Genomic DNA, 24365 nt, shown 5'->3' with positions numbered 1-24365 from the left:
GTCGGCGGCACCAAGGTATGCCCGACACCATCGTCCAATGGCTATCGGTGCAGAGCTCTGATGCAGTGAAGTCCCGCACTCAACCAAGGAAACGAATCATGAACGACCTGCTCGAACTTGCGATCGAGGGCCACGGCGGCATGACTCGCTGGAAGATGGTGGAGCGCATCCACCTCCAGCTCAGCGTCACGGGCTTTCTCTTCGCCATCAAGGGCCTGCCGGACGGTATGACGGACATCCTCATGTCGATCGATACGAGAAACCAGGCGGTGGTCATGGCACCCTACGCGCGCTCCGACCTGCGTGGCCGTTTCGCGGCCGATCGCGTATGGATCGAAGACCGGGCCGGCAAGTGCATCGAGGAACTCAAGGCGCCGCGCGAGAGCTTCGAGGGACACAAGCTGATGACGCCATGGACGCAATTGCAGCGGCTCTACTTCACCGCCTACGCGTTCTGGAACTACCTCGGCACACCGTTTCTCTTTGCCCAACCGGGCTTCCAGACCGAAGAGCTGTCGCCGCACCGGGAAAGCGGTCAGACGTGGCGCCGCCTGAAGGTGAGTTACCCGCCCGGGATCCACACTCATTGCCGCGAGCAGATCTTCTACTTCAATGCCAAGGGCCTGCTCCAGCGGGTTGACTACGTGACTGACGTCGCTGGCGGCGTGGCATCGCACTACTGCTTCGACCACATCGACTACGACGGCATCGTGATACCCACACTGCGGCGCGTGGTTCCGCGTGTTCCCGAGCCGGACATCTTCGGTGCCTCCGCCGTGTTGATCCGTATCGCCAACGCCGTGGTCGAGTGAGTCGGGCCGCACCGATACCAAGGTATTCCTTACCGGGGGCGTGCAGGAGCGTAGCCTCAACAGGGCCGTTCATGGGCGTCGCAGAATGCGGCGCCGAGCGCTACTTATTCATTCACGATTCCAGCCTGTGCCGGTGAACTCGCGGGGGCGCGCAACAGGTCGCCGTGAACCGCGTTCGAGCAACTCCGGGAGAATCACCGTGATGCCACCACGTTCGCTGGTATCGGTCGTGGACGACGACGAGTCCGTCCGCGAATCGCTGCCGGACCTGCTCAGGGAGTTCGGCTTCACAGCCGAAGCCTTCGCCTCGGCCGAGGCGTTCCTGGCATCGGACAGCATCCCGTACACGCGCTGCGTGCTGCTGGACGTCGCAATGCCCGGCATGTCCGGCCTCGAGCTGCAGCAGATCTTGAACAGCCACGAGCCGCGTATTCCGATCGTCTTCATTACCGCCGAGCGCGACTGTGCCATGCGAGCGCGCGTACTCGGCCAAGGTGCGGTGGAGTGCCTGTTCAAGCCTTTCAGCGAGACCGCGCTGATCGAGGCGCTGCACGCCGCACTGCGCACTGGCTGACCCTGTTCGCGCATCGGTCCAGCAATTGACGCTCGATAGTCAAAGGCATCCAATCGGGCACGCACACAGGGACACGTGGCCACACGCAACCATGAATCTTCGGCGGCGCTGGGCGCCGCGGGCAAGAAATCCTGAAAGGATCCCTGTCGTGACAACCCGTTTCGCTGCCGCCTGCTGGTCTCTGCGCCTGGCGCGTGTCGCATCGGCATCGGTGGTGCTGCTGGGGGCAGTGGTGCTGACGGGTTGGATGTCGGGATCTGCGTCGCTGATCCAGCTCCTGCCCTCGTGGCCGCCGATGCCGCGCAACGTGGCAGCTTCCTTCATGTTGATCGGCATCGGCTTGCTGGCGCTCGCATCCAGGGGACCGCGCTGGCTTGTCGGACTCTGCGCGGGCCTGGTGGCAACCGTGAGCATGCTCCGCATCGCCGAGATCGTGCTGCGCGTCGACGCTGGCATCAATGAACTGCTGGGGCCTTCGTACATCAACGTAGGACTGGTGCGGCGCGGTGGCATGTCGCCCCTTGCCGCGACCTGCTTCGCGATCAGCGCGGGCGCGATGCTCATTGCGATGAAGCAGGCGCCGCACCGGTTCGCCATGATCATGGGTATCTCCGGCTCGGTCGTGGCGGCGCTCGGCATCGTGGCGGCGCTGGGATTTCTCGGCGGCATCACGCTTGCTGCGCTTCACACGGCCTTGGGCCTTTGTTTGCTGGGTACCGGCATGCTTGCGTTGGCATGGCGCACCGAAGGCCGGCCGGCCGGTTCTCCGCGCTGGCTGCCCGCCAGCGCTGGATTGGCTGTGGCGATGCTTACCGCAGGGATGTGGCGCGCGCTCGTGCTGGACGGTCATGCGCCTTTCGCGTTGCTCAACACGGTCGCCCTGGGCGGCGGTGTGTTGCTGGCGCCAATCTTTGCATTGACGGTGTACCTCGCGCAGCGCGGCCACGCCCAGGCGGCGTCGCTACGCCGCAGCGAAGCGCTGTTGGCGGAGGCGCAGCGGTTGAGTTCGACCGGAAGCTTCTCGTGGCGGGTAGCGACCAACATGGTCGAGTATTCGGAACAGACTTATCGCACCTATGACTTCGATCCGGCTGCGCCCGTGACGCTGGCAATGATCGCGACGCGGATCGATCCCGATGATCTGCATCTCCTGGAGGAAATGATCGGCGTGGCTCGCGGCCCCGGCACCGACCTTGACTATGAATACCGTCTGCGCATGGCTGACGGCAGCGTGAAGCATCTGCACCTCGTCGCCCGCGGTACGCGCGACCGGGATGGCCTCGAATACATAGGCGCGATTCAGGACGTGACACCGCGGCGGCTGGCCGAGGAGGCGCTGGGCAAGGTGCGGTCGGAGCTGGCCCATGTGGCGCGCGTGTCGAGCCTCGGCGCACTGACTGCTTCGATCGCTCACGAAGTCAACCAGCCGCTGTCCGGCATCCTCACCAACGCGGGCACATGTCTTCGCATGCTCGCATGCGACCCGCCCAATATCGACGGCGCGCAGGAAACAGCGCGCCGCACCATTCGCGACGGACACCGCGCGTCGGACGTGATCGCTCGGCTGCGAGCTCTCTTCGCACGGCAGCCCGCGATGACGGAAGCAGTCGACCTGAACGAAGCGACACGCGAAGTGCTTGCGCTCTCACGCAGCGAGATGCAGCGCCAGCGGGTCATCGTTCGCGCCGAACTCGGCACCGACCTTGCGCAAGTCTCCGGCGACAGGGTGCAACTGCAGCAGGTGATCCTGAACCTGCTGCTGAACGCCGCCGATGCCATGAGCGAACTCGACGACCGGCCGCGGCATCTGCTGATCCGCACCGTCGGGGAGGGCGACGATGCCGCGCGGCTCGATGTCTGTGACGTGGGCACCGGACTCGACTCGCAGTCCATGCACCGGCTGTTTGAGGCGTTCTATACCACCAAGGCGAAGGGCATGGGCATTGGCTTGTCAGTGAGTCGTTCGATCATCGAGCGACACGAGGGGAGGCTGTGGGCAACGCAGAACGAAGGGGCCGGTGCGACGTTCTCATTCCGCGTGCCTGCCGCAAGGAGGCTCATGCCAATGCCGGCACATTGAGGTAGTAGGCGGCGTTGCCCGATGAAAGGCTGCCCTGAACTTGACGTGTGTTTTCGTCGACGAGGGCTTCATGCGCACCGCGTTCCAATTCGCCGAGCGTGTACGACGCAGCCTCGCGCGGGTTTGTCTTCTTCAGCTCGTAGCCCTTGGTCATGTCGGTGTCCAGGAAGCCGACATGCATGCCGAGCACATGGATGCCGTGCTCACGCAGCTCGATGCGCGAGGCGTTGGTGAAGCTCCAGGCGGCCGATTTGGAGGCGGCATACGCCGACAGCATCGGGCGTGCGAACCACGTCGTGTCGGACAGCACGTTGACGATCGCACCGTTGCCGTTGGCTGAAAGCACGGGCGCGAAGGCCTGCGTGGTTCTGACGATCCCGTAGAAGTTGGTCTCCATGATCTCTTGCGAACTGCCGATCCAGTCGGGGTCGAGCAGGCTCGGCAAGACCCGCGCAATGCCCGCGTTGTTGATGAGCAGCGTGATGTCGGCACAGCGCGCCGCGGCAGCCGCGACCGACATCGCGTTGGTGACGTCGAGTTGCACTGGCACGATCGCAGGGTTGCTGGCATCGATGCTGCCGATGTCGCGTACGCCGGCGTACACCTTGGCAGCGCCACGTGCCAGCAGTTCATGGGCAAAAGCCAGGCCAAGCCCCCGGTTGGCACCAGTGACGAGTGCGACTGAATGGCGGGTGTTCATGTGCTGTGTTCCTGGATGTCGTGGTGGATGAGCAACCGTTTGTAGGTCGGACCCGCCCGCGTGTACGAGGACTGTGTATGCCAGTGTGTGCAAGGGCCATCGGGACACACAACATTGCCTGCCCAGCCGCCATCGATGACGACGCCATCGTCCAATAGTGACCCGCGCGTATGGTGGACACCTTGTCCGTCGAGCAGGTCACCCGGTGGCGTCCTGCTCGACCCGATCTTCAGAGCGTCCGGCGCGTTTTCACAAGCGCCCCAATTGAGTGGCGTCGCCAGGGCGGTTGCCCGCGCGATCTTGTCTGGTCCCGCGCTCCGGTTGCCTCAACGATCAAGTTCCGGCGTGACGGGCCTGCGTCCAGCCGTCATGCCTGCTTCACTTGCCAAACCACTTGAGAATGTGCTGCCACATGCGCAGGAAGAAGCCGGAGCGCTCCACATCGGCCTGCGCAACGAGCGGCGCTTCACCCACCGGCTTGCCGTTCGACTCCGCGACCACCTTGCCGATCACCGCGCCCTTGGCCACCGGCGCCTCCAGGTCTGGCTTGATCTGGACCGACGTGCTCACTTTCTGGCCCCGCGGCACCGTCAGAGCCCAAGTCGAACCCACGCCCGCCGCAACCGTATCGGCCTTCCCGAAGCTGACCTTGGCCGTCGTGACGACCGCGTCGGGTTGAATGGGCGTGGCCTTCTCGAAGTTGCCGAAGCCCCAGCCGAGCAACTGGCGCGTCTCGTTGGCACGCGCCTGCGCGCTGTCGGTGTTGAGGATCACCGTGATCAGGCGCATTCCGTTACGCTTGGACGAGGTGACGAGGCAGTAGCCCGCCTCCTGCGTGTGGCCGGTCTTCAGGCCGTCCACCGTGGGGTCGGTGTAGAGCAGGGCATTGCGATTTCCCTGCTTGATCTTGTTGTATGTGAACTCGCGCTCCGCGTAGATCGGGTAGTAGTCGGAGCTGTCGCGGATGATCGCGCGCGCCAGGATCGCGAGGTCGCCCGCAGACGACTTGTGGTCCGGGTCGGGCAGGCCGGTCGCGTTGACGAAATGCGTGTGCGTCATACCGAGGCGCTGGGCTTCGGCGTTCATGAGCTTGGCGAAGCCTTCCTCAGAGCCCGCCATGTGCTCGGCGATCGCCTTGGACGCGTCATTGCCCGACTGGACGATGATGCCGCGCAGGATGTCAATCACCGTGGCCTGGCTGTTGAGCGGCAGGTACATGCACGATTCGGTGCTCGAACCGCGGCACCAGGCGTTCTGGCTGACCGACACCAGGTCGTCCTTCTTCAGCTTGCCCGAGCGAAGCGCCTGTTCGACCAGGAAGCTGGTCATCATCTTGGTCAGGGACGCTGGCGGCAGCGGTTCATCAGGATTGGCCGAGGCGAGCACCTGGCCAGAGTCGAAGTCCATCAGGAGCCATGCCTTGGCGGGGAGCGTCGGCGGCCCGCTGTCGACAGCCGTCTGGCCAGCGACTGGCGCAGGCGCGGGCGCGGCGACAGTGGGTTTCTTGGGCGTTGCGGCCTTGGCGGCGTGCGTGGCCGCGAAGGAGATTGAATTGGGAGCGAACGCGGTCGTGGCAATCGCGAAGACGATCGGAAGGAGGGAAGAAGTATTGCGCTGCATGGGAGTTCGGGAGGCGAAACCGGAATTGTGGCCGATCTGATCGAGGCAGAAAGCGCGCAGGGCTAGGGCAGCAACGGCGGCAAGGACAGCACAGCCTCAACCAACGCAACCTTTATTTAACATAATATACATTGTATTTTGTCGCCATGGGGAAGGCGCCGCGCCGGGCAGTCCCATGCGCCAACGCTCAGCAAGGGCCCTCGGCCCGCACACGACACGCCGCAGGGCCATCTGTCGCCACGTTGACCGGGCTACGCACTTCCGTATTCGATCGTCCCGCTCGCCGTGCGAAACTTCCATTTCACACCACAAGAATTTACGGGAGGCATATCCAATGAGCACGCCTAACAGCGCGGCCGCGTCGCGGACCGTGGGCAACCACAAGACATCCACCAGATCCACGGCCTCGAAACCGGGCACCGTCAAGGTCATCACGGCCATTTCCATCGGCAATGCGCTGGAATGGTTCGAGATCGTGATCTACGGCTTCCTGGCCGTGACCATCTCGAAGCTGTTTTTCCCCGCGGACAACGAGAACGTGTCGCTCTTGATCGCGCTCGGCACTTTCGGCGTCACCTTCTTCATGCGCCCGGTGGGTTCGATCGTCCTCGGCGCCTATGCCGACTCTGCCGGCCGCAAGGCCGCGCTCACGTTGTCGATGGCACTCATGCTGGGCGGCACGCTCCTGATCGCCGTGGCGCCGACTTTCTCCAGCATCGGCATCTGGGCGCCGGTGCTCATCATCGTCGCGCGGCTGCTGCAGGGCTTTGCGGCAGGCGGCGAGTTCGGCAGCGCCACGGCGCTGCTGGCTGAGCAGGATCCCAAGCGACGCGGCTTTTTTGCCAGCTGGCAGTTTGCGAGTCAGGGCATCACGACCTTTCTCGGCGCCGCGTTCGGCATGGCGCTCAACAGTCTGCTGACCCCCGAGCAGCTGCTTGCCTGGGGCTGGAGAATCCCGTTCTTCTTCGGCCTGTTGCTCGGGCCGGTCGGCCTCTACATCCGCCGGCACCTGGAGGAAGGCGAGGAGTTCGACAAGAACGCCGCCGCCAAGGCTCCGCCGGTGCGCACCGCCCTGCTCGACCAGCGCGGCCGCACGCTCACGTCGATGGGGTTGATCATCCTGGCAACCATCATCTCGTACACGGGCCTGTTCATGCCGACCTTCGCGGTCAAGCAACTGGGCCTGCCGCCCGCGATGTCCTTCGTGGGCACGATCTGGCTGGGCATCCTGCAACTGGCGCTGGTGCCGTTCTACGGCGCCTTGTCCGATCGCATCGGGCGCCTGGCGATCATGCGCACCGCGGCGCTCATCATGGGGGTGATGATCGTTCCGCTGTTCTACATGCTGGTCTCGTATCCCTCGGTGACCACGCTGATGATCGCGCTGACCGCGATCGGCCTGGTGGCCACGGCCTACTGGGGCCCGATGGCAGCCACGATGGCCGAATTGTTCCCGTCGGGAATGCGCGGCACCGGCCTTTCGGTGAGCTACAGCCTGGGCGTGGCCATTTTCGGCGGCTTTGCGCCGTTCATCAGCGCCTGGCTCATCACCGCCACGGGCAGCAAGATCTCGCCCGCGTTCTACATGCTGCTGGGCGTGCTGATCAGCCTTGTGGCGTTGCGGGTGGCGCCGCGCTACGGCATCAGGTAGACCGGCTGCGGCATCTGTGTTCGGCGGTCCGGGCCTGCTAGGCTCGGGCCTTCAATTTTTTCACCCGCGGGTGCCATTGATGAAGACCGACGACAAGGGCAAGGGCTACTACGGGCGCTATCGCCAGCGCGGTTCTTCTCGCCGCAAGGGATGGCGCGCCTATGTGCCGCCGCTGCTCGCGGTCGTGGTGGTGCTGGCGGTCGGCCTGTACTTCGTCCAGATGTCCGACCGTGAGCCGGCCACGGCGCCATCGCTCGCATCGGCCGACGCGCCTGGCAAACCGATCGAACGCACCGCCGCCCTGCCCCCGCTGAACCTCCCCGCCGATGACGCACCGCACGCGTCCGGCATGGAATGGTGGTACTACAACGGCATCCTCGATGCGAAGACCGGTAATCGCTACGCGTTCCATGTTGCCGTCTTCGTCGCCAATGGGCTGGTCAAGCACACCGTCATGCACGTGGCGCTGACCGACCTGCAGACCGGCCGGCGCTTTTCCGGGCAAAGCCGCACCGGCGGCCTGCCCGCCAAGAGCACCGCCAGCGGATTCGACTTTCGGCAGGACGGATGGCAAGTCGCGGCCGATGGCAGCGCGCACGTCGTGCAGGCCGAGTTCGAAGGCGTCTCGCTGGCCCTCAAGTTGAACGACGCGGGCCCGGTGGTCGCGCACAAGGCAGCCGATTCGGCCACGCCGGGACTGCTCGACTTTGGCAAGAGCGGCATCAGCTACTACTACTCGAGGCCCCGGATGGCGGCGCAAGGCGAGATCCAGGTTGCCGGACGCCAGATCCCGGTGAGCGGCGACGTCTGGTTCGACCACCAGTGGGGCGATTTCGATGTCCTGAGCTTTGGCTGGAACTGGTTCGCCCTGCACCTGGCCGACGGCTCGGACGTGATGCTCTATGACCTCTTCGATTCCGATGGCCACAAGGTGCTGACCTCCGGCACCGTCTCGACCGCCGCCAAGGGCGCCGTTCCGCTCAAAGCCGGGGAGATCGAACTGACGCCCATCGGCAGATGGACGAGCCCGGATACGAAGATCAACTATGTCGTGGAGTGGAAGGTCAAGCTGCCTTCCGGCACCTACGACATCAAGCCTTTCGTCGAGAACAGCGAGTTCGACGCGCACCAGACGACTGCGAACATCTACTGGGAAGGCCCGGTGAAAGTCACCGGCAGTCTCGAGGGCCAAGGCTTCATGGAATTGAGCGGCTACGACCGCCTGGCCGCCGCGCCGGGCCGCAAGTAAGGCCACAGTTCACGGGCCTGTGGCGAGCCAGCGCCACGCTGGGGCTGCGCCCTGCGCCTTGCACTCACACGGGGAGATTTGCAGGCGTGGACGAGCGACGCGCTCGTCCTACCACTTGCCTTCCTTGGGCAGCGCCTGAGGCTTCTTCTGCGCAGCCGCGGCGATCATCGCAGCGTCGCTCTCCCGGTGCGCGCGCTTGGCGAAATCGACGGCGGTCATGCCCTGCTCGTTCTTCATCGCCGTGTCGGCGCCCTCTTCCAGCAGCAGCTTGACGGCATCGCTGGAGCCGTACATCGCGGCCATCATCAGCGGCGTGGTGCCATTGGGCGATTGCGCGTCGATGAAGGCGAACTTGTCGAGCAGCAGCTTCATGATCGAGATCTGCCCGCTGGTGGCGGCATAGTGCAGCGGCGTCCAGCCCGTCTTGTTGACCGCGGCGTCGCGCGCGAGAAGCTTTGCCACGATGTCCTGCTGGCCCTTGAGGCAGGCCATCATCAAGGGGCTTTCGCCGCTCCCGTTGACCGCATCGACGTCGGTCTTCGGCGAATCGACGAGCACTTGCACGACCCGGGGCGAAGGCTCGCGCAGGGCGATGAGCAGGCCGGTCTGGTTCTTCTCGTCGCGCGTGTTGGGATCGAAGCCGCGCTCGATCAGGCTGCGCACGCCACTCGCGTTGTCACTGCGCACGGCGCGGAAGAAATCGTCGTACGAACCAGCACTGCTTGCGCAGGAAATGATTGCAAAAACAAATAGATAGCTGAACTTCCTCAGAAAATACTTCATGTCTTGATCGCGCTGAAAAGGGTTTCGAAATTGCGACTCGTGGCCTCTGCCACCACCTCGACCGGCATCTGTCGCACCTGGGCAATCTGCTGCGCCACATACGGCACGTAGGAAGGATTATTGGTCTTGCCGCGGTACGGAACCGGCGCCAGGTAGGGGCTGTCGGTCTCGATGAGCATGCGGTCCATCGGCACGAATGCCGCCACGTCGCGCAGGTCCTGGGCTTTCTTGAAGGTGAGGATGCCCGAGAACGAGATGTAGAAGCCCAGGTCGAGCGCGGCGCGCGCCACTTCGGTCGTCTCGGTGAAGCAGTGGAACACGCCGCCAGCAGCGTTGCCGGTGCCGGTCTCGCCCTCTTCCCGCAGGATGGCCAGTGTGTCGGCCGAGGCTTCGCGGGTGTGGATGATCAGCGGCTTGCGGGTTTGCTGCGCCGCGCGGATGTGGACCCGGAAACGGTCGCGCTGCCATTCCATGTCGGCCACGCTGCGGCCGCCCTTGCGCTCTTCCATCTGGTAGTAGTCGAGGCCGGTTTCGCCGATGGCCACCACCTTGGGCAGCGCGGCAAGCCGCACGAGATCGTCGAAGGTGGGCTCCCGGATGTCTTCTTCGTCGGGGTGCACGCCGACGCTGGCCCAGAAGTTGTCGTAGCGCGCTGCCAGCGACTGGACGGCATCGAATTCCTCCAGGCGGGTGCAGATGCACAGCGCCCGGTCGACCTGCGCCGCCTGCATGGCCGCGCGAATCCGCGGCATGTCGTCGATCAACTCGGGAAAGGTGAGGTGGCAATGGGAGTCGGTGAACATCCCCTATTGTCGCCAACCCGCCGACGCCTCCCTTGCGCCGGGCTGTCAGTTCGTGAGATACCGCGGAACCGGCTTCGCCGGGCCGCTGGTATTGCCCCCGGTCGGGAAGGAGAGCCGCAGCGCGGCGACCTGGGGGCGAGCCTCAGATAGTCTGCGTCGGCCGGTCCGAGCCCATCGTGCCGCCGAGCGCCTCCTCGATGCGGGCCTTGAGCTGACGGGACTTGTCGTCCGAGGGAAAGCGGATGCCAACGCCAGGTGCACGATTGCCTGCGGCGCGCGCCGGGGTGATCCAGGCTACCTTGCCCGCGACCGGGTAGCGCTGCGGATCCTCGGGCAGCGTCAGCAGCACATAGACATCGTCGCCGAGCCGGTACTCGCGCGCGGTGGGAATGAAGATGCCGCCTTCGGCGAACAACGGGATGTAGGCCGCGTACAGCGCACCCTTTTCCTTGATGGCCAACTGGATCACGCTGGGCCGGGGCGTATTGGCGGCTGGGAGGGCGGTGGTGATGTTCATGGGCGAGGTGGGGCCGAGTGTAGGGTGCTTCGGGCTTCGCTTACAAGCGCCTCCAGCATGAGTCCCGCATTGAAGGGATGCTCGGCGGTGCGCGCCGCGGCCGCAAGCGACTTCGACCAGCGCGCCAGCGCGCGGCTGGAGGGCGGCTTCGGCAGGTCCGCCGGGTCGAAGAAGCGTGGCGCGGCCCCCTGCCCCACCGCCATCAAGTCGTGGCAGAGCTTCTGCAGAGCATCGATGGCCTGGCTCGGCGTCTGGCCGGACAAGGCGGCGACATCGCCCTTGGCCATGGCCTTGGGCAACAGGGACCACGCTTTCGGCGAGCCACCGTTGCGCGCCTGGCGCAGCGCGTCGCTGGGCCTGCCGCCGGCCGCGCGCAGCAACCCCCCGGCGTCGGCTGCGGGAACGCCTTGCGCCACCAGCCAGTCTTGCGCCTGCCCGGATGCCGGCCAGGGCAAGGTGTAGCCGATGCAGCGGCTGCGGATGGTGGGCAGCAATTGCCAGGCCGCTTCGCTGGCCAGCACGAAACGCACATCGCCGACCGGCTCTTCCAGGGTCTTGAGTAGCGCATTGGCCGTGATCGCGTTCATGCGCTCGGCCGGATACACCAGCACCACCTTCCCGCGCCCGCGCGCGCTGGTGCGCTGCGCAAAGCCGACCGCGTCGCGCATGGCCTCGACGCGGATCTCCTTGCTGGGCTTGCGCTTCTTGTCGTCGATGTCGGCCTGCGACTTCTCGTCGAGCGGCCAGCCCAGCTCCATCATCGCGACCTCGGGCATGAGCACGCACAGGTCCGCATGCGTGCGGACCTCGATGGCATGGCAACTGCCGCAGTGGCCGCAAGCGCCCTGCGCGGAAGGCTCTTCGCACAGCCAGGTGCTGGCAAGGGCCAGGCCGAGTTCGTATTGGCCGAGCCCGGACGGGCCTTGCAGCAGCCACGCGTGGCCGCGCTGGCGCAGCAGTTCGGCGAGCGGGGCGTGCAGCCAGGGCAACAAAGTGCTCATGCCAGTCCCCGCGCCTGCAATGTCGACTCGATCTGCTGCCAGACCTGTTCGCGCGAACAGTCGGCGTCGATGCGCGCGAAACGCGACGCGCCCGCCGCCCTGTCGGCGTAGCCTTGGGCGACGCGTCGGAAGAATTCGACCGGCTGGGCCTCGAACTTGTCCGGCAGCCGAGCGCCCGCCAAGCGCTCGGCCGCGATCTCGGGCGGCAGGTCGAACCACAGCGTGAGTCCGGGTTGCAGCAGCCCATCCGCATGCGCCGGATCGGCCTGGACCCAGCGTTCCAGCATGGCGAGCACGCCCAGTTCGAAGCCGCGGCCCGCGCCCTGGTAGGCGAAGGTGGCGTCGGTGAAGCGGTCGCAAAGGACCACGTCGCCGCGCTTCAAGGCCGGCAAGATGACCTGCAAGACGTGCTCGCGCCGGGCCGCAAACACCAGCAGCGACTCGCTAAGCGTATCCATCGGCTCGTTGAGCACCAGCGTGCGCAGCGTTTCGCCAAGGGGCGTGCCGCCCGGCTCCCGCGTTCGGGTCACTGCGCGGCCCTGGGCGCGAAACAGGGCTTCCAGCGCGTCGATATGGCTCGACTTGCCGGCGCCGTCGATGCCTTCCAGCGAGAGAAAAAGCCCGGTGCTCATTGAAACCCGCTCATTGTCGATTCCGTTGATAGCGGTTGACCGCGTTGTTGTGCTCTTCGAGCGAGTTGCTGAACTGGCTGCTGCCGTCGCCACGCGAGACGAAGTACAGCGACTTGCCTTGCGCCGGCTGCACGGCCGCCAGCAGCGCGGCCTTTCCGGGCATCGAGATGGGCGTCGGCGGCAGGCCGTTGCGGGTGTAGGTGTTCCAGGGCGTGTCGGTCTGCAGGTCCTTCTTGCGAAGGTTGCCGTCGAAATGCGTGCCCAGCCCATAGATCACGGTCGGATCGGTCTGCAGCGGCATGCCCACGCGCAGGCGGTTGACGAAGACCGACGCGATCTGCGCCCGCTCGTTGGCCTTTCCTGTCTCCTTTTCGACAATGCTGGCCAATATCAGCGCCTCATCGGGCGACTTCAGCGGCAGGTCGGATGCCCGCGCGGCCCAGGCTGCCGCGAGCTTGCGGTCCATGGCCCGCATCGCCCGCTGCAACAAGGCGAGGTCGGTCGAGTTCTTGGAGTAGGTGTAGGTGTCCGGGAAGAAGCGGCCTTCAGGGTGCTGGCCAGCGTGGCCGAGCTTTTCCATCAGGGCCTCGTCCGTCATGGCGGCGGTCTCGGGTTTCAGCTGGTCGGCCTTGGCCAGCGCGGCGCGCACTTGGCGGATGTTCCAGCCTTCGACCAGCACGACGCTGCGCGTGGCCTCTTCGCCGCGCACCAGCACGTTCAGCAAGATCTTTGGTGTCACGCCCGGCTCCAGTTCATAGCTGCCGGCGCGCATCTGCCGGGTCTGCCCGGAGACGCGAAACCACCAATACAGGAGCCGCGGCTGCACGTCGACACCTGCATCGACCACCGCCTGCGCGATGCCGCGCGGCGTGGTGCCGGGCTCGATCGACAGGTCCAGGGAGGGCGCCGAAAGCTTCAGCGGCTGGTGCACCCACCACAGGCCCCAGGCGCCGATGGCCACCGCGATCAAGGCACCCAGCAGGAAGACATTCAGAAAAAATCGGCGCACTTGGAGCAGGTTGGAAGGGTGAAAAGCGCTTGGCCCTGCGAACCGGAAGGATGCGGGCCGGCCATGATAATTCAGCGATGAACCCTGTTGTCCTCAATGGCGTCGCTGCCCTCCCCCACCTCGGCGTGATCCGCGCGGAAGGCCCCGATGCCGCCTCTTTTCTCCATGGCCAACTCACGCAGGACTTCGCGCTGCTCGATGCGTCGCAGGCGCGCCTGGCCGCCCTGTGCACTGCCAAGGGACGGATGATCGCGAGCTTCGTCGGCATCCGGCCGCAGCCCGAAACGATCCTGCTGGTCTGCAGCCGCGACATCCTTGCCGCCACGCTCAAGCGCCTGTCGATGTACGTGCTGCGCGCCAAGGCCAGGCTCACCGATGCGAGTGCGGATTTCGCCTTGTACGGCGTCGCCGGAACAGCGGTGGCTGCCAATGGCCTCGACACCTCGACGCCGCCAGGCCGGCGAATCTCGATCGGAGAAGCGAGCGTCGTCTCGCTGTATCCCGCCGACGGCATCCCGCGCGCCCTGTGGATTGCGCCCGCGAATTCGCCCCCGCCCGCGGGCAACGCGCTGGAAACGGATCTCTGGCAGTGGGGCGAAGTGCGCAGCGGCGTTGCCACCCTGACGACGCCAGTGCTCGACGCCTTCGTGCCGCAGATGCTGAACTACGAATCGATCGGCGGCGTGAACTTCAAGAAGGGCTGCTACCCGGGCCAGGAAATCGTGGCACGCAGCCAGTTCCGCGGCACGCTCAAGCGCCGCGCCTACGTCGTGCGTGCCGATGCGCCGCTGAAGGCTGGCGAAGAAGTATTCGCCGCCAACGATGCGGAGCAACCCACCGGCACCATCGTTCAGGCAGCGTCGGCCAACGGCGAATGGTCGGCCATCGTCTCGATGCAGATCGCGGCGCTCGATGCCGGCGGCCTGCGCGCCGGTGGGCCTCAGGGTGTGGCGCTGACGGTCGACCCGCTGCCCTACCCGCTGCTGGCGGACATCTGAGGCGCAAGAAAAAGCGGCCCCTGCGTACAGACGCAGGAGCCGCTTTTCAGGTGGACCAAGTCGGTTCAGGCGATCAGTTCCACTTCCAGCCCACGCCGGCGTTCACGCCGATGTCCTTGCCGGTCGATGCCACCCCCACACCCCAGGACATCTTGCCGTCCTTTGCCATCTCCTTGAAGCTGATGGCCACCGCGGAGTAGCCCTTGTAGCTGCCGATGCCGGCGCCGATCGCTTTTTCACCGGCGTTCAGGGTCGGCATGTACGTGCCCGACATCGCCATGCCCATCGCCACGCCCGAGTAGGCGCCCTTCTGCACGTCCGCGACCTGGTTCTGGATCTGGTTCATCTGCGAAGAGAGCGCGTTGACCTGGTTCGAGACCTGGCTCACTTCGCCGCCCACTGCCTTCACTTGGGCCACGTTGGCCGCGTCGCTGTCTTCCGAGCCGGCTGCAACGTTGGTGACCTGGCGCGTTTCACCGCTGCTGCCCACGGACACCGCTGCGCGGGTGCTCGTCGTGGCCTGGACGGCCGCCTTCTGCTGGTCCGTCGCGCCCTTGCCCACATAGCCAGCCACGCCGGCTTCACGCGTGGCCACCGAGCCTGCGCCCACGGCCACGCCGCCGTTGACCTGCACCAGCGCGCCGAAGCCGACAGCGGTGCCTTGCGAAGCCGTTGCCGCGGCACCGTTGCCGATGGCGACCGCACTGCTCGCGCTCGCTTGCGCGCCCTGGCCCATGGCCACCGCGCTGTCGCCGCTGGCAACGGCCTGCGGGCCGACCGCGATGGCGTTGGCGCCGGTTGCCGACGAATCCGCTTGCGTGGAGTTCGTGTGGAAGTACTTGGTGCCGTTGTTGTTGATGCTGTTGAGCGCATCGCCGACATTGCTGACCTTCGAGACCGTGCCGTCCGCATTGCTCACGCTGTACGACGGTGCCGACCAGGTGCCGGTCGCAGCGTCGTAGCTCGAGCCGCCGCCGAGGCCGGCAGCTGCACCGTTGCCGACGGTGGCGACATTGGTGTTGGTCGTGCTCAGGCCGGTCGAGAGCGAGCTCATGTTGGACGTGAGGTTCGCGACGCCGGTCGACAGCGAACCCACGCCCTCAGCCGACTTGCTCGCGTTCGATGCCAGGTCGCCCAAGCTGGTCGACAGCGAACCCAGGCCGTTCTCCAGGCCGCCAACGCGGTTGTCGAGGCCGTCGACCGTGGTCGACAGGCTGTTCAGGCCGGTGGACAGGCTGCCGAGGCCGGCGGCCGTGGAGGTCGACAGGCTGTCGAGGCCTTTCGCGGTCGAGGTCGACAGCGAAGACAAGCCGTTGGCCGTGGATGTCGACAACGAAGCCACGTCGCCCGACAGGTTGCCCACGCCCGTGCTCAGCGAGCTGAGGTTGGTGTTGGTCGCATCGAGGTTCGATGCCACCTGGTAGAGCTGGCTGCCGTTGACCGCATCGGTGCTGCTGGCCGACATCTGGCCGGCTGCCACGTTCTGCACCTGGCGCTCGGCACCCTTGTCGCCGACGCTGAAGCTGCCTGCGGGCGTGCTGCCGGCGAAGTTGTTGTACGTGGTGTTGCCCACGGTCACGTTGTTCACGAACACGGCGGCAGCCGACTTCGAGCCAGCGCCGATGGCCACCGAGTTGTTGAAGCTGGCGACTGCGTTCGGGCCGATGGCCACGCTGTCGGTGCCGCTGGCAATGCTGTCGGCTGCGGTCGAGTTGGCGTGGAAATACTTCGTGCCCTTGGTGTTGATGCTGTCGATGGCATCGCCTACGTTGTTGGCCGTGCTGATCGTGCCATCGGCGTTGTAGACCGTATAGCTCGGCGCGCTGACCTTGCCCGTGGCTGCGTCGTACGCAGCGCCACCGCCCAGGTTGTCCGCTGCCGACTTGCCAAGCGCATCGGTCTTGGCGGTGAGGTTGCCCAGGCCGGTCGAGGTCGAGGTCGACAGCGAGGCGATGTTGGACGCGGTCGAGGTCGACAGCGAATTCAGGTTGCTGTTGACGTCCGCAAAACCGGTCGAGGTCGAAGTCGACAGCGACTGGATGCCGGTCGACAGGCTGCCGAAGCCGACCGACATCGAGCTGGTCAGAGAGCCGAGGTCGCCAGTGGCGCCGTCGAGCTTGCTGGCCACCTGATAGAGCTGGCTGCCGTTGACGGCGTCCGTGCTGGCATCGGTGATCTGGCCGGCGGCCACGTTCTGCACCTGGCGCTCGGCGCCCTTGTCGCCCACGCTGAAGCTGCCCGTGGGCACGCCGCCGGCGAAGGAGCCGAAGCTCGTGCCGCCGACCGTGGCGGTGTTGACGTTCACCGCGGCGTACGTCTTCGCGGCCTGGCCAATGGCGACCGAGCGTGCATCGGATGCCACGGCGTTCGGGCCGATAGCAACGCTTTCCGCGCCGCTGGCGACACTGTCCGCGCCGGTCGAGTTGGCATGGAAGAACTTGATGCCGTTCTTGTTGATGCTGTCGAAGGCATCGCCCACGTTGTTGGCGAAGCTGGTCGTGCCGTCGGCGTTGAAGGTCTTGTAGGCCGGGGCTGTGAAAGTGCCCGTGGTCGGGTCGTACTGCGCGTTGCCGCCCAAGACCGAGTAGGACGGAGCGCTCATCGAACCCGTCGCCACGTCGTACGCCGCGCCGCCGCCAAGGGCGGAAGCCGTCGCCTGGCCGAGATTGTTCGTTGAGGTCTGGACATTGCCAACGGTGGTCGACAGCGATGTGAGGCCGCTGGCCAGGTTGGAATTGCTCGTCGAGAGGCTGTTGACGCTGTTCGTCAGCGTGACCTGGCCGGTCGACAGGCTGTTCACCGCCGACGACATGCCGGCCACGCTGGTCGACATCGAGTTGTTGGCCGCCGTGAGGCCGGACACGCTGGTGGCCGTCGAGGTCGACAGTGAATTGAAGGCGGTGTTGACGCCATCGAGCTGCGAGCCGTTGACGGCGTCGGTGCTGGTGGCCGAGATGACACCGGCTGCAACATTCTGGATCTGGCGTTCCGCGCCGGGCTTGCCAACGCTCACCACACCGGCTGAGGCGCTGGCGATACCGGCAGCCGTGCCGCCAAACAGTGCCGTGGTGCCGGTGTGCACGGCCGAAGTGGTCGAGCCATTGCCCAGCGCGACGTCATTGGCGTTCGAGGCGATGGCACCCGCGCCGACCGCGACAGCGCTGGCGCCGCTGGCATTCGCGCCGTTGCCCGCAGCAAAGCCGTCGTTGCCGCCGGCCACTGCCGATTGGCCGATCGCCACGCTGTTGGCGCCCGTGGCCTTGCTGTCAGCGCCCGTGCTGTTGGCGTGGAAATACTTGACGCCCTTGGCGTTGATGCTCGCGAGCGCTGCGCCCACGTCGTTGGCCGTGCCGGTCGTGCCGTCGGCGTTGTAGGTCGTGTAGGTCGGGGCAGTGACGGCGCCCGTCGTCGCGTTGTACGTCGCACCGCCGCCCAAGGCCGATGCCGTGGTCTGGCCCAGCTTGTCCGTTTCGACGCCCATCGAGTTCACGTTGGTCCACAGCGAGGCGACGTTCGACATCGCCGTGCTGAGGCCGGTGGAGGTCGACGTCGACAGCGAACCGATGCTCGTCGACAAGCTGGTGTTGCTGGTGCTCAACTGCGACACCGTGACGGCGTCTTGCGCGGCGGAGCCATCGGCGACGTTGGTGATGCGGCGCTTCGCGGCTGAGGTGCCCACCGACACTTCGGAAGTCGGCGCTGCGGTGTTGGTCAGGTAGCCCGTGCCCGTCGGAGCCGCAGACCCGGTCTGGCTGCCGGCACCCAGCGCGACGCTGTTCGCATACAAGGCCGTGGAGTTCTTGCCCAATGCCAGGCTCGAGTCACCCGCGGCGGTGCTCGCGTAGCCTAGCGCCGAACTCGACGGGCCGTTCGCGGTCGAAGCCGCACCGATGGCTATAGCGTTGTCCGAGACGGCGTTGGACTGGTTGCCCATGGCCAGCGAGTTCTGGCCCAGCGCATCGGCGCGCGCCCCGATGGCCACCGCGCGAATTCCCTTGGCTTGCGCACCACGGGTGTCATCGCCGCCGATGGCCACGGAACCGATGGCCGAGGCCAGCGTGCCCATGCCGGAGGCCGTGTTGCCTGCGCCGCCGATGGCGGTCGCAGCTATGCCCGAAGCGGTCGAGTTGTAGCCCATTGCCGTGCTGGAGTTTCCGCTGGCCAGGGATTGCAGCCCATAGGCAGACCCGAATCTACCTGCGGAAGCGCCCATGCCAGTCGCCACTGCACCGTCGCCCGTGGCCTTCGAAAATGAACCCAATGTGGTGACGCCCAGCAGGTTGTTACCGTTGGCGTTGCAGCCGAGGACCGACGACCAATAGCCGTTGCCGTCGGTGCCCATGCCTGTGGTGCCGCCGTAGTTGTAGACACCGTCGGGTCCCGCGTATGCAGGGACCCCCGCGCAGTTGGTGGAAGCCTGGTTCCAGACCGTCGCCTGGCTTGGGAAGGCCATGAACATCATCGTCGCGGCAGCGCTCAGCACCATGAGCCGGCGAGTGCCGAAGGCCAGGCTGCTTGCGACAGAGCCGGACTTGCTGCGCTTGCCACGGGCATGGGTCAGTTCCGAGGCTGCGACCCAGGCGCCGAGGGATTCGTTCCAGATGCTCTTGTGTGACTTGTTCATTGCGGTTCTTTCAAAGTGCCGGGGAAAGGATTTGCGGTGTGGCCGGTCCGACTGCTTGGCGCGTTCACCTAAATTGCTATGCAATTTCAAAGAAAATTGCTGGCTCTTCGGTGGCTGGCAACATTCATTTGCGATGTATCAATTAGACCTTTTTAGGGTTTTCCCGTATGCAGGTTCCGTCGCACACGCGGTGGGAAATTTCCTCATCGGCCATAAGAAATTGCTGAAGCCCGACAGGCCGTTCACATTGCGTGAAAGGCAATTTGCTGAATTCCCAACAAGTCAGGACGAAAAAAATCCCCGGAAGCTTTCGCTTCCGGGGACAGGTCCTCTCCCAGCGCACCCTCGAAGAGTGCTTCTTGTTCTACCCTCTCTCCCGTGTGCTTCTTATTCGTATCGTGTGACAGCCGATAAATGTATTGGAGCACCTCCGCGGGTTTTGCGACGCAGGACGGGTCCGTCCGGCGTGCAGAATTTTCCGATTGCGCATGCAGTCAATTCAACAGTGCGACAAATAGCACAAGCTAATTGTCACTATTGTCTATATCAGCGCCAATATCAGAGCACACGCCGCATTTCGATGTGCGCAATACCTGCCTCGTCAAAAGGCTCGCCGCTGGCCGAATACCCAAGGCGCTTATAAAAGGCCTCGGCACTGCGCTGGGCATGCAGCGTGACTTCCGTGTCGCCCCGCGCCTTCGCCGCGTCCTCCAGCAGTCGCAGCACCGCCGCGCCGTGGCCGCTACCACGCAAACCCCGGTGCACCGCCATCCGGCCGATGCGCGCAATGCCGGGCGATTCGGACAGTAGGCGCCCGGTGGCGACCACCTTGCCGAGGCGGTTGCGCGCGACGCCGTGCAACGCGACGGCATCGTGCTCGTCCCATTCCATCTCGGCCGGTACGCGCTGTTCCTCGATGAAGACCTCGCGCCGCAGCGCGCCCGCGCCCTCGCTTACGTCAGCCCAGGTGCCCGCCGCGAGTTCGTACACGCGCTCGCCGCGTTCGAAAGCCTGGAGAAGTTCGCGCAGCACCGGAGGCACGGAGCGAGAGGTCTGGGTTGCCGGATCGGCGAAAACGTAGACCAGCTCGCTCGACACCAGCAGGTCGTCCCCGCGAAACAGGCCGCCCTCGAACACGATCGACGAGTTGCCGATGCGCGCGCAGCGCATGCCGACGTCGAGCATGTCGTCGATGCGTGCCGAGGCATGGAATTCGATGGTCGCCTTGCGCACGTAAAGGTCGCCGCCCATCGCCACCATCGATTCCTCGTAGGGCAGCGACAGCGCGCGCCAGTAGTCCGCGATGGCGGTGTCGAAGTACATCAGGTAGTGCGCGTTGAAGACGATCTTCTGCATGTCGACTTCGGCCCAGCGCACGCGCAGGCGGTGGAAGAAGCGGAAATCACTGCGGGCGGTCATGGGATGTCTCCAGGGTTCGTTGCGGTTGTCGGAAAGCGGCCGATTTTCGTCGCGACAATCGCAGCCAACGACAACATCGGAGACGCTCGCGCATGCTGAAGAAACTGCTCGCCGCCCTTGGGCTGGTCGTGCTGCTGGCAGGCAGGTCACGGTGCTGGCCGACAAGGTCGGCGGCCAGCCGATCCGCTATGCAGACGCCGTGGTGGTGGCGCGCGACGGCACGGTGTACTTCAGCGATGCGTCCACGCGCTTTGCGCCGGCGGACTGGGGCGGCACCTTCGAGGCCAGCGTGCTCGACATCATCGAGCAGTCCGCGACAGGGCGTGTGCTCGCGTACGACCCGGCCACGAAAGCGACGCGCATCGTGGCCCGGGGACTCGCGTTCGCGAACGGCGTGGCGCTGAGCGCGGACGAGAAGAACCTGTTCGTGGCCGAGACCGGCAAGTACCGCATCTGGAAGATCGACGTGCAGGCGCGCGACCTCGATGTGGGCAACGCCACGAGTCCGCAGGCAAGCGTCCTGTTCGACAACCTGCCCGGCTATCCCGACAACCTGATGCGCGGGCTCGACGGCAAGGTCTGGGCCGGCCTCGTGAAGCCGCGCAACCCGGCCGTCGACAAGATGGCAGGAATGCCGTTCCTGCGCAGCGTCACATTGCGGCTGCCGCGCGCGCTGTGGCCGGTGCCCCGGCCCTACGGCCACGTGTTCGCGTTCAGCGAAGAAGGCAAGGTCCTGGCGGACCTGCAGGACGCGACCGGCGCCTACCCCGAGACGACAGGCATCACCGAGACGCGCGATCGACTCTACGTGCAGAGCCTGCATGCCAGGGGGCTGGGCTGGCTCAAGCGCATGCCCTAAGGATTCAGCGCCTCGCGCAGCGCTCGCGCCGCATCCGCCTGCGCGGCCAGCGCCTCCGGAATGGCGCGGCCCATCTTGATGAATTCGTGGATCACCCCGCGGTAGATCTCCAGGTCGACCGCGACGCCGGCGGCGCGCAGCTTGTCGGCGTAGGCAATGCCTTCGTCGACCACCGGATCGCATTCGGCCAGGCCGATCCATGCCGGCGCCACGCCCTCGACATCGTCGGCATGGAGTGGTGCGAAGCGCCAGTCGTCCCGATCTGCGGGCGTGCGCACGTAGCCGGCGAAGAACCAGCTGATCATGGCCTCGGTCAGCAAGGGGCCGTCGGCGAAGACGCGGTGCGAATCGGTGTCCTGGTGTGCCGCCATGCCGGGGTAGATCATCAGTTGCAGCGCGATGGGCAATCCGGCGTCGCGCGCCATGATCGCGCATACCGCGGTGAGCGTGCCGCCTGCGCTGTCGCCGCCCAGTGCAAGCCGGCCGGCGTCGATGCCGAGCGCCTCGCCCTCCTTGGCGATGTGCTGCACGGCGTCCCACGCATCGTTCGATGCAGTCGGGAACTTGTGCGCGGGCGCGAGACGGTAGTCGATCGAGATCACCGCACAGCCGCTGTCGCGGCTCAGCACCCGGCACAGCGTGTCGTGCGTGCGGATGTTGCCGACCGTGAAGCCGCCGCCATGGAAGTACACGAGCACCGGCAGCACGTCATGCGAGGGCGCATACAGGCGCGCAGGCAGCGGGTAGCCGTCGCGCGCGGGGATCGTGAAGTCCTCGACGCGCACCAACTGCGGCTTCGGCACCTCCAGCATGCCGGCGCCCTTCTCATAGGCGGCCTTGGCCTCATCGGGCGTCATGGCGTTGAGCGGTGGATGACCGGCGCGCGCCATGCGCTCGACCACGCCGGCCATCTTCGGCGTGAGCTGCGGCTTGCGCCCCATCATCGGAAGTTGACGGCCACCGATTGCGCGCCGGGCAAGCCGTCGTAGCTCACCTGCACCGACTGCCCCGCCCTCGGCGTCAGCAATGGCGAGAAGGAGCCCAGGCTGATCAGGTCGCCGGGCCGCATCGCAAGGCCTTCCCTGGCCAGCGCATCGGCGAGCCAGACCACCGACTCGAGCGGCTGGCCCAGGATGTCACTGCCCTTGCCGCGTGCCAGTTCCGCGCCGGTGCCGCTGTCGGTGATGCGCACCGTCATGTCGCGCAGGGCGTCCAGCAGATAGGCCTGCGCGAAGTCGGCTTGCGGCACGAGGACGGCAAGCCCTTTCACGCCGAGCCGCGCACCCGCATTGATGGCCGTGACGCCCGGACCATTCAGCGCGGTGGTCGACTGCACGGTGAGATCGGCGAGTTCGATGAAGGGCACGATCTGGTCGATGGCGGCCATCACGTCCGCCGCGGTCTTCGCACGGTTGATGGCATCACTTCGCACGCGCACCAGCAGGTCGGCTTCGTAGAGCGGGCGCGCGCCGAAGGCCGCGTCCACGGTGGCGCCGTTGTCCAGCACCATGCCCTGGTACAGCACGCCCCACACGGGCTTGTCATAGCCGAAGCGCTTCTGGATGCTGGCATTGGTCAGCCCCGCCTTGTAGCCGATCGGCGTGCCGTACCTTGCGAGCAGCAGCTTGTTGAGCTTGGCGCGTGTGCAACTGGCGTCGGCCTCGCTGAAGTCCTGGGGCGGATTCGGGGCCGGGGTCCTTGCCACCATGGCGGCGGCCATTGCAGCCACGTCGGCATCGCTCATGCACTCGGCCTGCGCGCCTGAAGCCAGGGCCGTGCCCAGTGCAACAGCCACGGCGGCGGCAAGGGTATGTTTCATGTTCAAGGAGATATGCGCTTTGTTAGATTGGCGGTTCGCATCCTACCGTTGCGCCACTGACCACCACCCCACATGGCCCTCATCCAATACCTCACCCAAGTCCAGTTCGAGTTCGGCGCCATCCGGTTGCTGTCGGCGGAATGCGCGCGCATCGGCATCGACCGGCCGATGATCGTCACCGACGCGGGGGTGCGCGCCGCGGGCGTCCTGCAGAAGGCGCTCGATGCGCTGGGCGATCTCGAGGTGGCCGTGTTCGACCAGACGCCTTCCAATCCGACCGAGGCCGCGGTGCGTGCCGCAGTGGAGGCCTATCGCAGCCATCGCTGCGACGGCCTGATCGCCGTCGGCGGCGGCTCGGCCATCGATTGCGCCAAGGGCGCGGCGATCCTCGCCACCCATGAAGGGCCCCTTACCACCTACGCGACCATCGAGGGCGGCTCGCCCAAGATCACCGATCGCGTGGCCCCGCTGATCGCCGTGCCCACCACCAGCGGCACCGGCAGCGAGGTGGCGCGCGGCGCCATCATCATCGTGGACGACCACCGCAAGCTCGGCTTCCACAGCTGGTTCCTGATGCCCAAGGCGGCGATCTGCGACCCGGAACTGACGCTCGGCCTGCCGCCGCGGCTGACGGCCGCCACCGGCATGGACGCGATCGCGCACTGCATGGAAACCTTCATGTCGGCCGCCTTCAATCCGCCGGCAGACGGCATCGCGCTCGATGGCCTGGAGCGCGCATGGGGCCACATCGAACGCGCCACCCGGGACGGCGCCGACCGCGAGGCGCGCCTGAACCTCATGAGCGCCTCGATGCAGGGCGCGATGGCGTTCCAGAAGGGCCTGGGCTGCGTGCACAGCCTGAGCCACAGCCTCGGCGGGGTCGACCCGCGGCTCCATCACGGCACGCTGAACGCGCTCTTCCTGCCCGCGGTGATCCATTTCAACGCCGGCGCGGAGTCAGTGCAGAAGGACCAGCGCCTGCAACGCATGGCGCAGGCGATGCACCTCGATTCGGCCGGCGACCTCGGCGACGCCATCCGCGACATGAACGCCCGCCTGGGCCTGCCTGCCGGCCTGGCGGAAGCCGGCGTGACGAGCGACCTGTTCGAGAAGATCATCGACGGCGCCATGGCCGATCACTGCCACAAGACCAATCCACGGCTGGCAACACGGGAAGACTATCGGGCGATGCTGGAAGCGTCGATGTAGGGAGGC

20 protein-coding genes are annotated in these 24365 nt (G+C 65.9%); 8 read left to right on the top strand and 12 right to left on the bottom strand.

Translation table 11 applies throughout. From position 1 onward, the window contains the following. Positions 1-17: 17 nt before the first annotated feature. The 3 genes from HCU76_RS24000 to HCU76_RS23990 all read left to right on the top strand — a co-directional run bounded on the left by HCU76_RS24000 (position 18) and on the right by HCU76_RS23990 (position 3466). The gene (locus HCU76_RS24000) at positions 18-812 is read left to right on the top strand and encodes a hypothetical protein (RefSeq protein ID WP_213955833.1); all 795 of its coding nucleotides are present in this window, start codon (positions 18-20) and stop codon (positions 810-812) included. A gap of 229 nt (positions 813-1041) precedes the next feature. Beyond that, positions 1042-1386, top strand: a complete 345-nt coding sequence (locus HCU76_RS23995; protein WP_345944690.1) for a response regulator — start codon at positions 1042-1044, stop codon at positions 1384-1386. A 91-nt stretch (positions 1387-1477) separates the two neighbouring features. Further along, a complete protein-coding gene (locus HCU76_RS23990; RefSeq protein ID WP_218510778.1) occupies positions 1478-3466 on the top strand; it encodes an ATP-binding protein in 1989 nt (662 codons plus the stop codon). Here HCU76_RS23990 and HCU76_RS23985 read toward each other — a convergent pair. Together HCU76_RS23985 and HCU76_RS23980 are read right to left on the bottom strand one after the other, a co-directional pair. Next, entirely contained in the window at positions 3444-4166 is a 723-nt protein-coding gene (locus tag HCU76_RS23985) for an SDR family oxidoreductase (protein ID WP_218510777.1), read from the bottom strand. The genes HCU76_RS23990 and HCU76_RS23985 overlap by 23 nt on opposite strands. Positions 4167-4544: 378 nt before the next feature. Beyond that, positions 4545-5786: a D-alanyl-D-alanine carboxypeptidase family protein gene (locus HCU76_RS23980; protein WP_218510776.1), complete on the bottom strand. Its 1242-nt coding sequence runs from the start codon at positions 5784-5786 to the stop codon at positions 4545-4547. A 334-nt stretch (positions 5787-6120) separates the two neighbouring features. On the opposite strand from HCU76_RS23980, the gene HCU76_RS23975 reads away from it, so the two are divergent. Together HCU76_RS23975 and HCU76_RS23970 are read left to right on the top strand one after the other, a co-directional pair. Further along, on the top strand, positions 6121-7437 hold the full coding sequence (locus HCU76_RS23975; RefSeq protein ID WP_218510775.1) for an MFS transporter: 1317 nt from the start codon (positions 6121-6123) through the stop codon (positions 7435-7437). A 79-nt stretch (positions 7438-7516) separates the two neighbouring features. Beyond that, on the top strand, positions 7517-8686 hold the full coding sequence (locus HCU76_RS23970) for a lipocalin family protein (protein ID WP_218510774.1): 1170 nt from the start codon (positions 7517-7519) through the stop codon (positions 8684-8686). 108 nt (positions 8687-8794) lie between these two features. Here HCU76_RS23970 and HCU76_RS23965 read toward each other — a convergent pair whose 3' ends face one another. From HCU76_RS23965 to mltG, 6 genes are all read right to left on the bottom strand, one after another. Beyond that, positions 8795-9469 (bottom strand): ankyrin repeat domain-containing protein, encoded by a 675-nt coding sequence (locus tag HCU76_RS23965; RefSeq protein WP_218510773.1) that lies wholly within the window; start codon positions 9467-9469, stop codon positions 8795-8797. Further along, complete coding sequence (locus HCU76_RS23960; RefSeq protein WP_218510772.1) at positions 9466-10272, bottom strand: TatD family hydrolase; 807 nt, start codon at positions 10270-10272, stop codon at positions 9466-9468. Before HCU76_RS23960 ends, HCU76_RS23965 begins: the two co-directional genes overlap by 4 nt. Before the next feature lie 142 nt (positions 10273-10414). Beyond that, positions 10415-10789, bottom strand: coding sequence for a PilZ domain-containing protein (locus HCU76_RS23955; protein WP_213955825.1), 375 nt, complete (start codon positions 10787-10789; stop codon positions 10415-10417). Then, positions 10786-11790, bottom strand: a complete 1005-nt coding sequence (locus HCU76_RS23950; protein WP_218510771.1) for a DNA polymerase III subunit delta' — start codon at positions 11788-11790, stop codon at positions 10786-10788. Before HCU76_RS23950 ends, HCU76_RS23955 begins: the two co-directional genes overlap by 4 nt. Further along, positions 11787-12422, bottom strand: a complete 636-nt coding sequence (gene tmk, locus HCU76_RS23945) for a dTMP kinase (protein WP_213955823.1) — start codon at positions 12420-12422, stop codon at positions 11787-11789. Before tmk ends, HCU76_RS23950 begins: the two co-directional genes overlap by 4 nt. 10 nt (positions 12423-12432) lie before the next feature. Further along, complete coding sequence (gene mltG / locus HCU76_RS23940) at positions 12433-13431, bottom strand: endolytic transglycosylase MltG (RefSeq protein WP_218510770.1); 999 nt, start codon at positions 13429-13431, stop codon at positions 12433-12435. Positions 13432-13508: 77 nt separating this feature from the next. On the opposite strand from mltG, the gene HCU76_RS23935 reads away from it, so the two are divergent. Continuing rightward, on the top strand, positions 13509-14429 hold the full coding sequence (locus HCU76_RS23935) for a folate-binding protein YgfZ (protein WP_218510769.1): 921 nt from the start codon (positions 13509-13511) through the stop codon (positions 14427-14429). Positions 14430-14502: 73 nt separating this feature from the next. Here the strand turns inward: HCU76_RS23935 and HCU76_RS23930 are convergent, their stop codons facing one another. Together HCU76_RS23930 and HCU76_RS23925 are read right to left on the bottom strand one after the other, a co-directional pair. Beyond that, positions 14503-19053, bottom strand: a complete 4551-nt coding sequence (locus tag HCU76_RS23930; RefSeq protein ID WP_218510768.1) for an ESPR-type extended signal peptide-containing protein — start codon at positions 19051-19053, stop codon at positions 14503-14505. 558 nt (positions 19054-19611) lie between these two features. Next, positions 19612-20472 (bottom strand): YbgC/FadM family acyl-CoA thioesterase, encoded by an 861-nt coding sequence (locus HCU76_RS23925; RefSeq protein WP_218510767.1) that lies wholly within the window; start codon positions 20470-20472, stop codon positions 19612-19614. On the opposite strand from HCU76_RS23925, the gene HCU76_RS23920 reads away from it, so the two are divergent. After that, on the top strand, positions 20408-21331 hold the full coding sequence (locus HCU76_RS23920; protein WP_371319891.1) for an SMP-30/gluconolactonase/LRE family protein: 924 nt from the start codon (positions 20408-20410) through the stop codon (positions 21329-21331). The genes HCU76_RS23925 and HCU76_RS23920 overlap by 65 nt on opposite strands. Here HCU76_RS23920 and HCU76_RS23915 read toward each other — a convergent pair. Both HCU76_RS23915 and HCU76_RS23910 read right to left on the bottom strand, forming a co-directional pair. Then, positions 21328-22275, bottom strand: coding sequence for an alpha/beta hydrolase (locus HCU76_RS23915; RefSeq protein WP_256354395.1), 948 nt, complete (start codon positions 22273-22275; stop codon positions 21328-21330). The two genes, HCU76_RS23920 and HCU76_RS23915, sit on opposite strands and share 4 nt — an antisense overlap. Further along, on the bottom strand, positions 22272-23156 hold the full coding sequence (locus tag HCU76_RS23910) for a 2-keto-4-pentenoate hydratase (protein WP_371319890.1): 885 nt from the start codon (positions 23154-23156) through the stop codon (positions 22272-22274). Before HCU76_RS23910 ends, HCU76_RS23915 begins: the two co-directional genes overlap by 4 nt. A gap of 66 nt (positions 23157-23222) precedes the next feature. Here HCU76_RS23910 and HCU76_RS23905 point away from each other — a divergent pair, with 66 nt between their 5' ends. Then, complete coding sequence (locus tag HCU76_RS23905; RefSeq protein ID WP_218510765.1) at positions 23223-24359, top strand: iron-containing alcohol dehydrogenase; 1137 nt, start codon at positions 23223-23225, stop codon at positions 24357-24359. Positions 24360-24365 lie beyond the last annotated feature (6 nt).

It is taken from the genome of Variovorax sp. dw_308 (genome assembly GCF_019207085.1).
GTDB lineage: Bacteria > Pseudomonadota > Gammaproteobacteria > Burkholderiales > Burkholderiaceae_C > Variovorax.
This window is presented reverse-complemented; position numbering and strand designations above follow the sequence as displayed.

Bases quoted from the DNA above. Each gene is read 5' to 3' on its own strand.
- HCU76_RS23985 (WP_218510777.1), bottom strand. From the start codon at position 4,166: ATGAACACCCGCCATTCAGTCGCACTCGTCACTGGTGCCAACCGGGGG.
- HCU76_RS23980 (WP_218510776.1), bottom strand. From the start codon at position 5,786: ATGCAGCGCAATACTTCTTCCCTCCTTCCGATCGTCTTCGCGATTGCC.
- HCU76_RS24000 (WP_213955833.1), top strand. From the start codon at position 18: ATGCCCGACACCATCGTCCAATGGCTATCGGTGCAGAGCTCTGATGCA.
- HCU76_RS23930 (WP_218510768.1), bottom strand. From the start codon at position 19,053: ATGAACAAGTCACACAAGAGCATCTGGAACGAATCCCTCGGCGCCTGG.
- HCU76_RS23975 (WP_218510775.1), top strand. From the start codon at position 6,121: ATGAGCACGCCTAACAGCGCGGCCGCGTCGCGGACCGTGGGCAACCAC.
- HCU76_RS23950 (WP_218510771.1), bottom strand. From the start codon at position 11,790: ATGAGCACTTTGTTGCCCTGGCTGCACGCCCCGCTCGCCGAACTGCTG.
- HCU76_RS23970 (WP_218510774.1), top strand. From the start codon at position 7,517: ATGAAGACCGACGACAAGGGCAAGGGCTACTACGGGCGCTATCGCCAG.
- HCU76_RS23925 (WP_218510767.1), bottom strand. From the start codon at position 20,472: ATGACCGCCCGCAGTGATTTCCGCTTCTTCCACCGCCTGCGCGTGCGC.
- HCU76_RS23955 (WP_213955825.1), bottom strand. From the start codon at position 10,789: ATGAACATCACCACCGCCCTCCCAGCCGCCAATACGCCCCGGCCCAGC.
- HCU76_RS23960 (WP_218510772.1), bottom strand. From the start codon at position 10,272: ATGTTCACCGACTCCCATTGCCACCTCACCTTTCCCGAGTTGATCGAC.
- HCU76_RS23965 (WP_218510773.1), bottom strand. From the start codon at position 9,469: ATGAAGTATTTTCTGAGGAAGTTCAGCTATCTATTTGTTTTTGCAATC.
- HCU76_RS23905 (WP_218510765.1), top strand. From the start codon at position 23,223: ATGGCCCTCATCCAATACCTCACCCAAGTCCAGTTCGAGTTCGGCGCC.
- HCU76_RS23915 (WP_256354395.1), bottom strand. From the start codon at position 22,275: ATGATGGGGCGCAAGCCGCAGCTCACGCCGAAGATGGCCGGCGTGGTC.
- HCU76_RS23935 (WP_218510769.1), top strand. From the start codon at position 13,509: ATGAACCCTGTTGTCCTCAATGGCGTCGCTGCCCTCCCCCACCTCGGC.
- HCU76_RS23990 (WP_218510778.1), top strand. From the start codon at position 1,478: ATGAATCTTCGGCGGCGCTGGGCGCCGCGGGCAAGAAATCCTGAAAGG.
- tmk (WP_213955823.1), bottom strand. From the start codon at position 12,422: ATGAGCACCGGGCTTTTTCTCTCGCTGGAAGGCATCGACGGCGCCGGC.
- HCU76_RS23920 (WP_371319891.1), top strand. From the start codon at position 20,408: ATGTCGACTTCGGCCCAGCGCACGCGCAGGCGGTGGAAGAAGCGGAAA.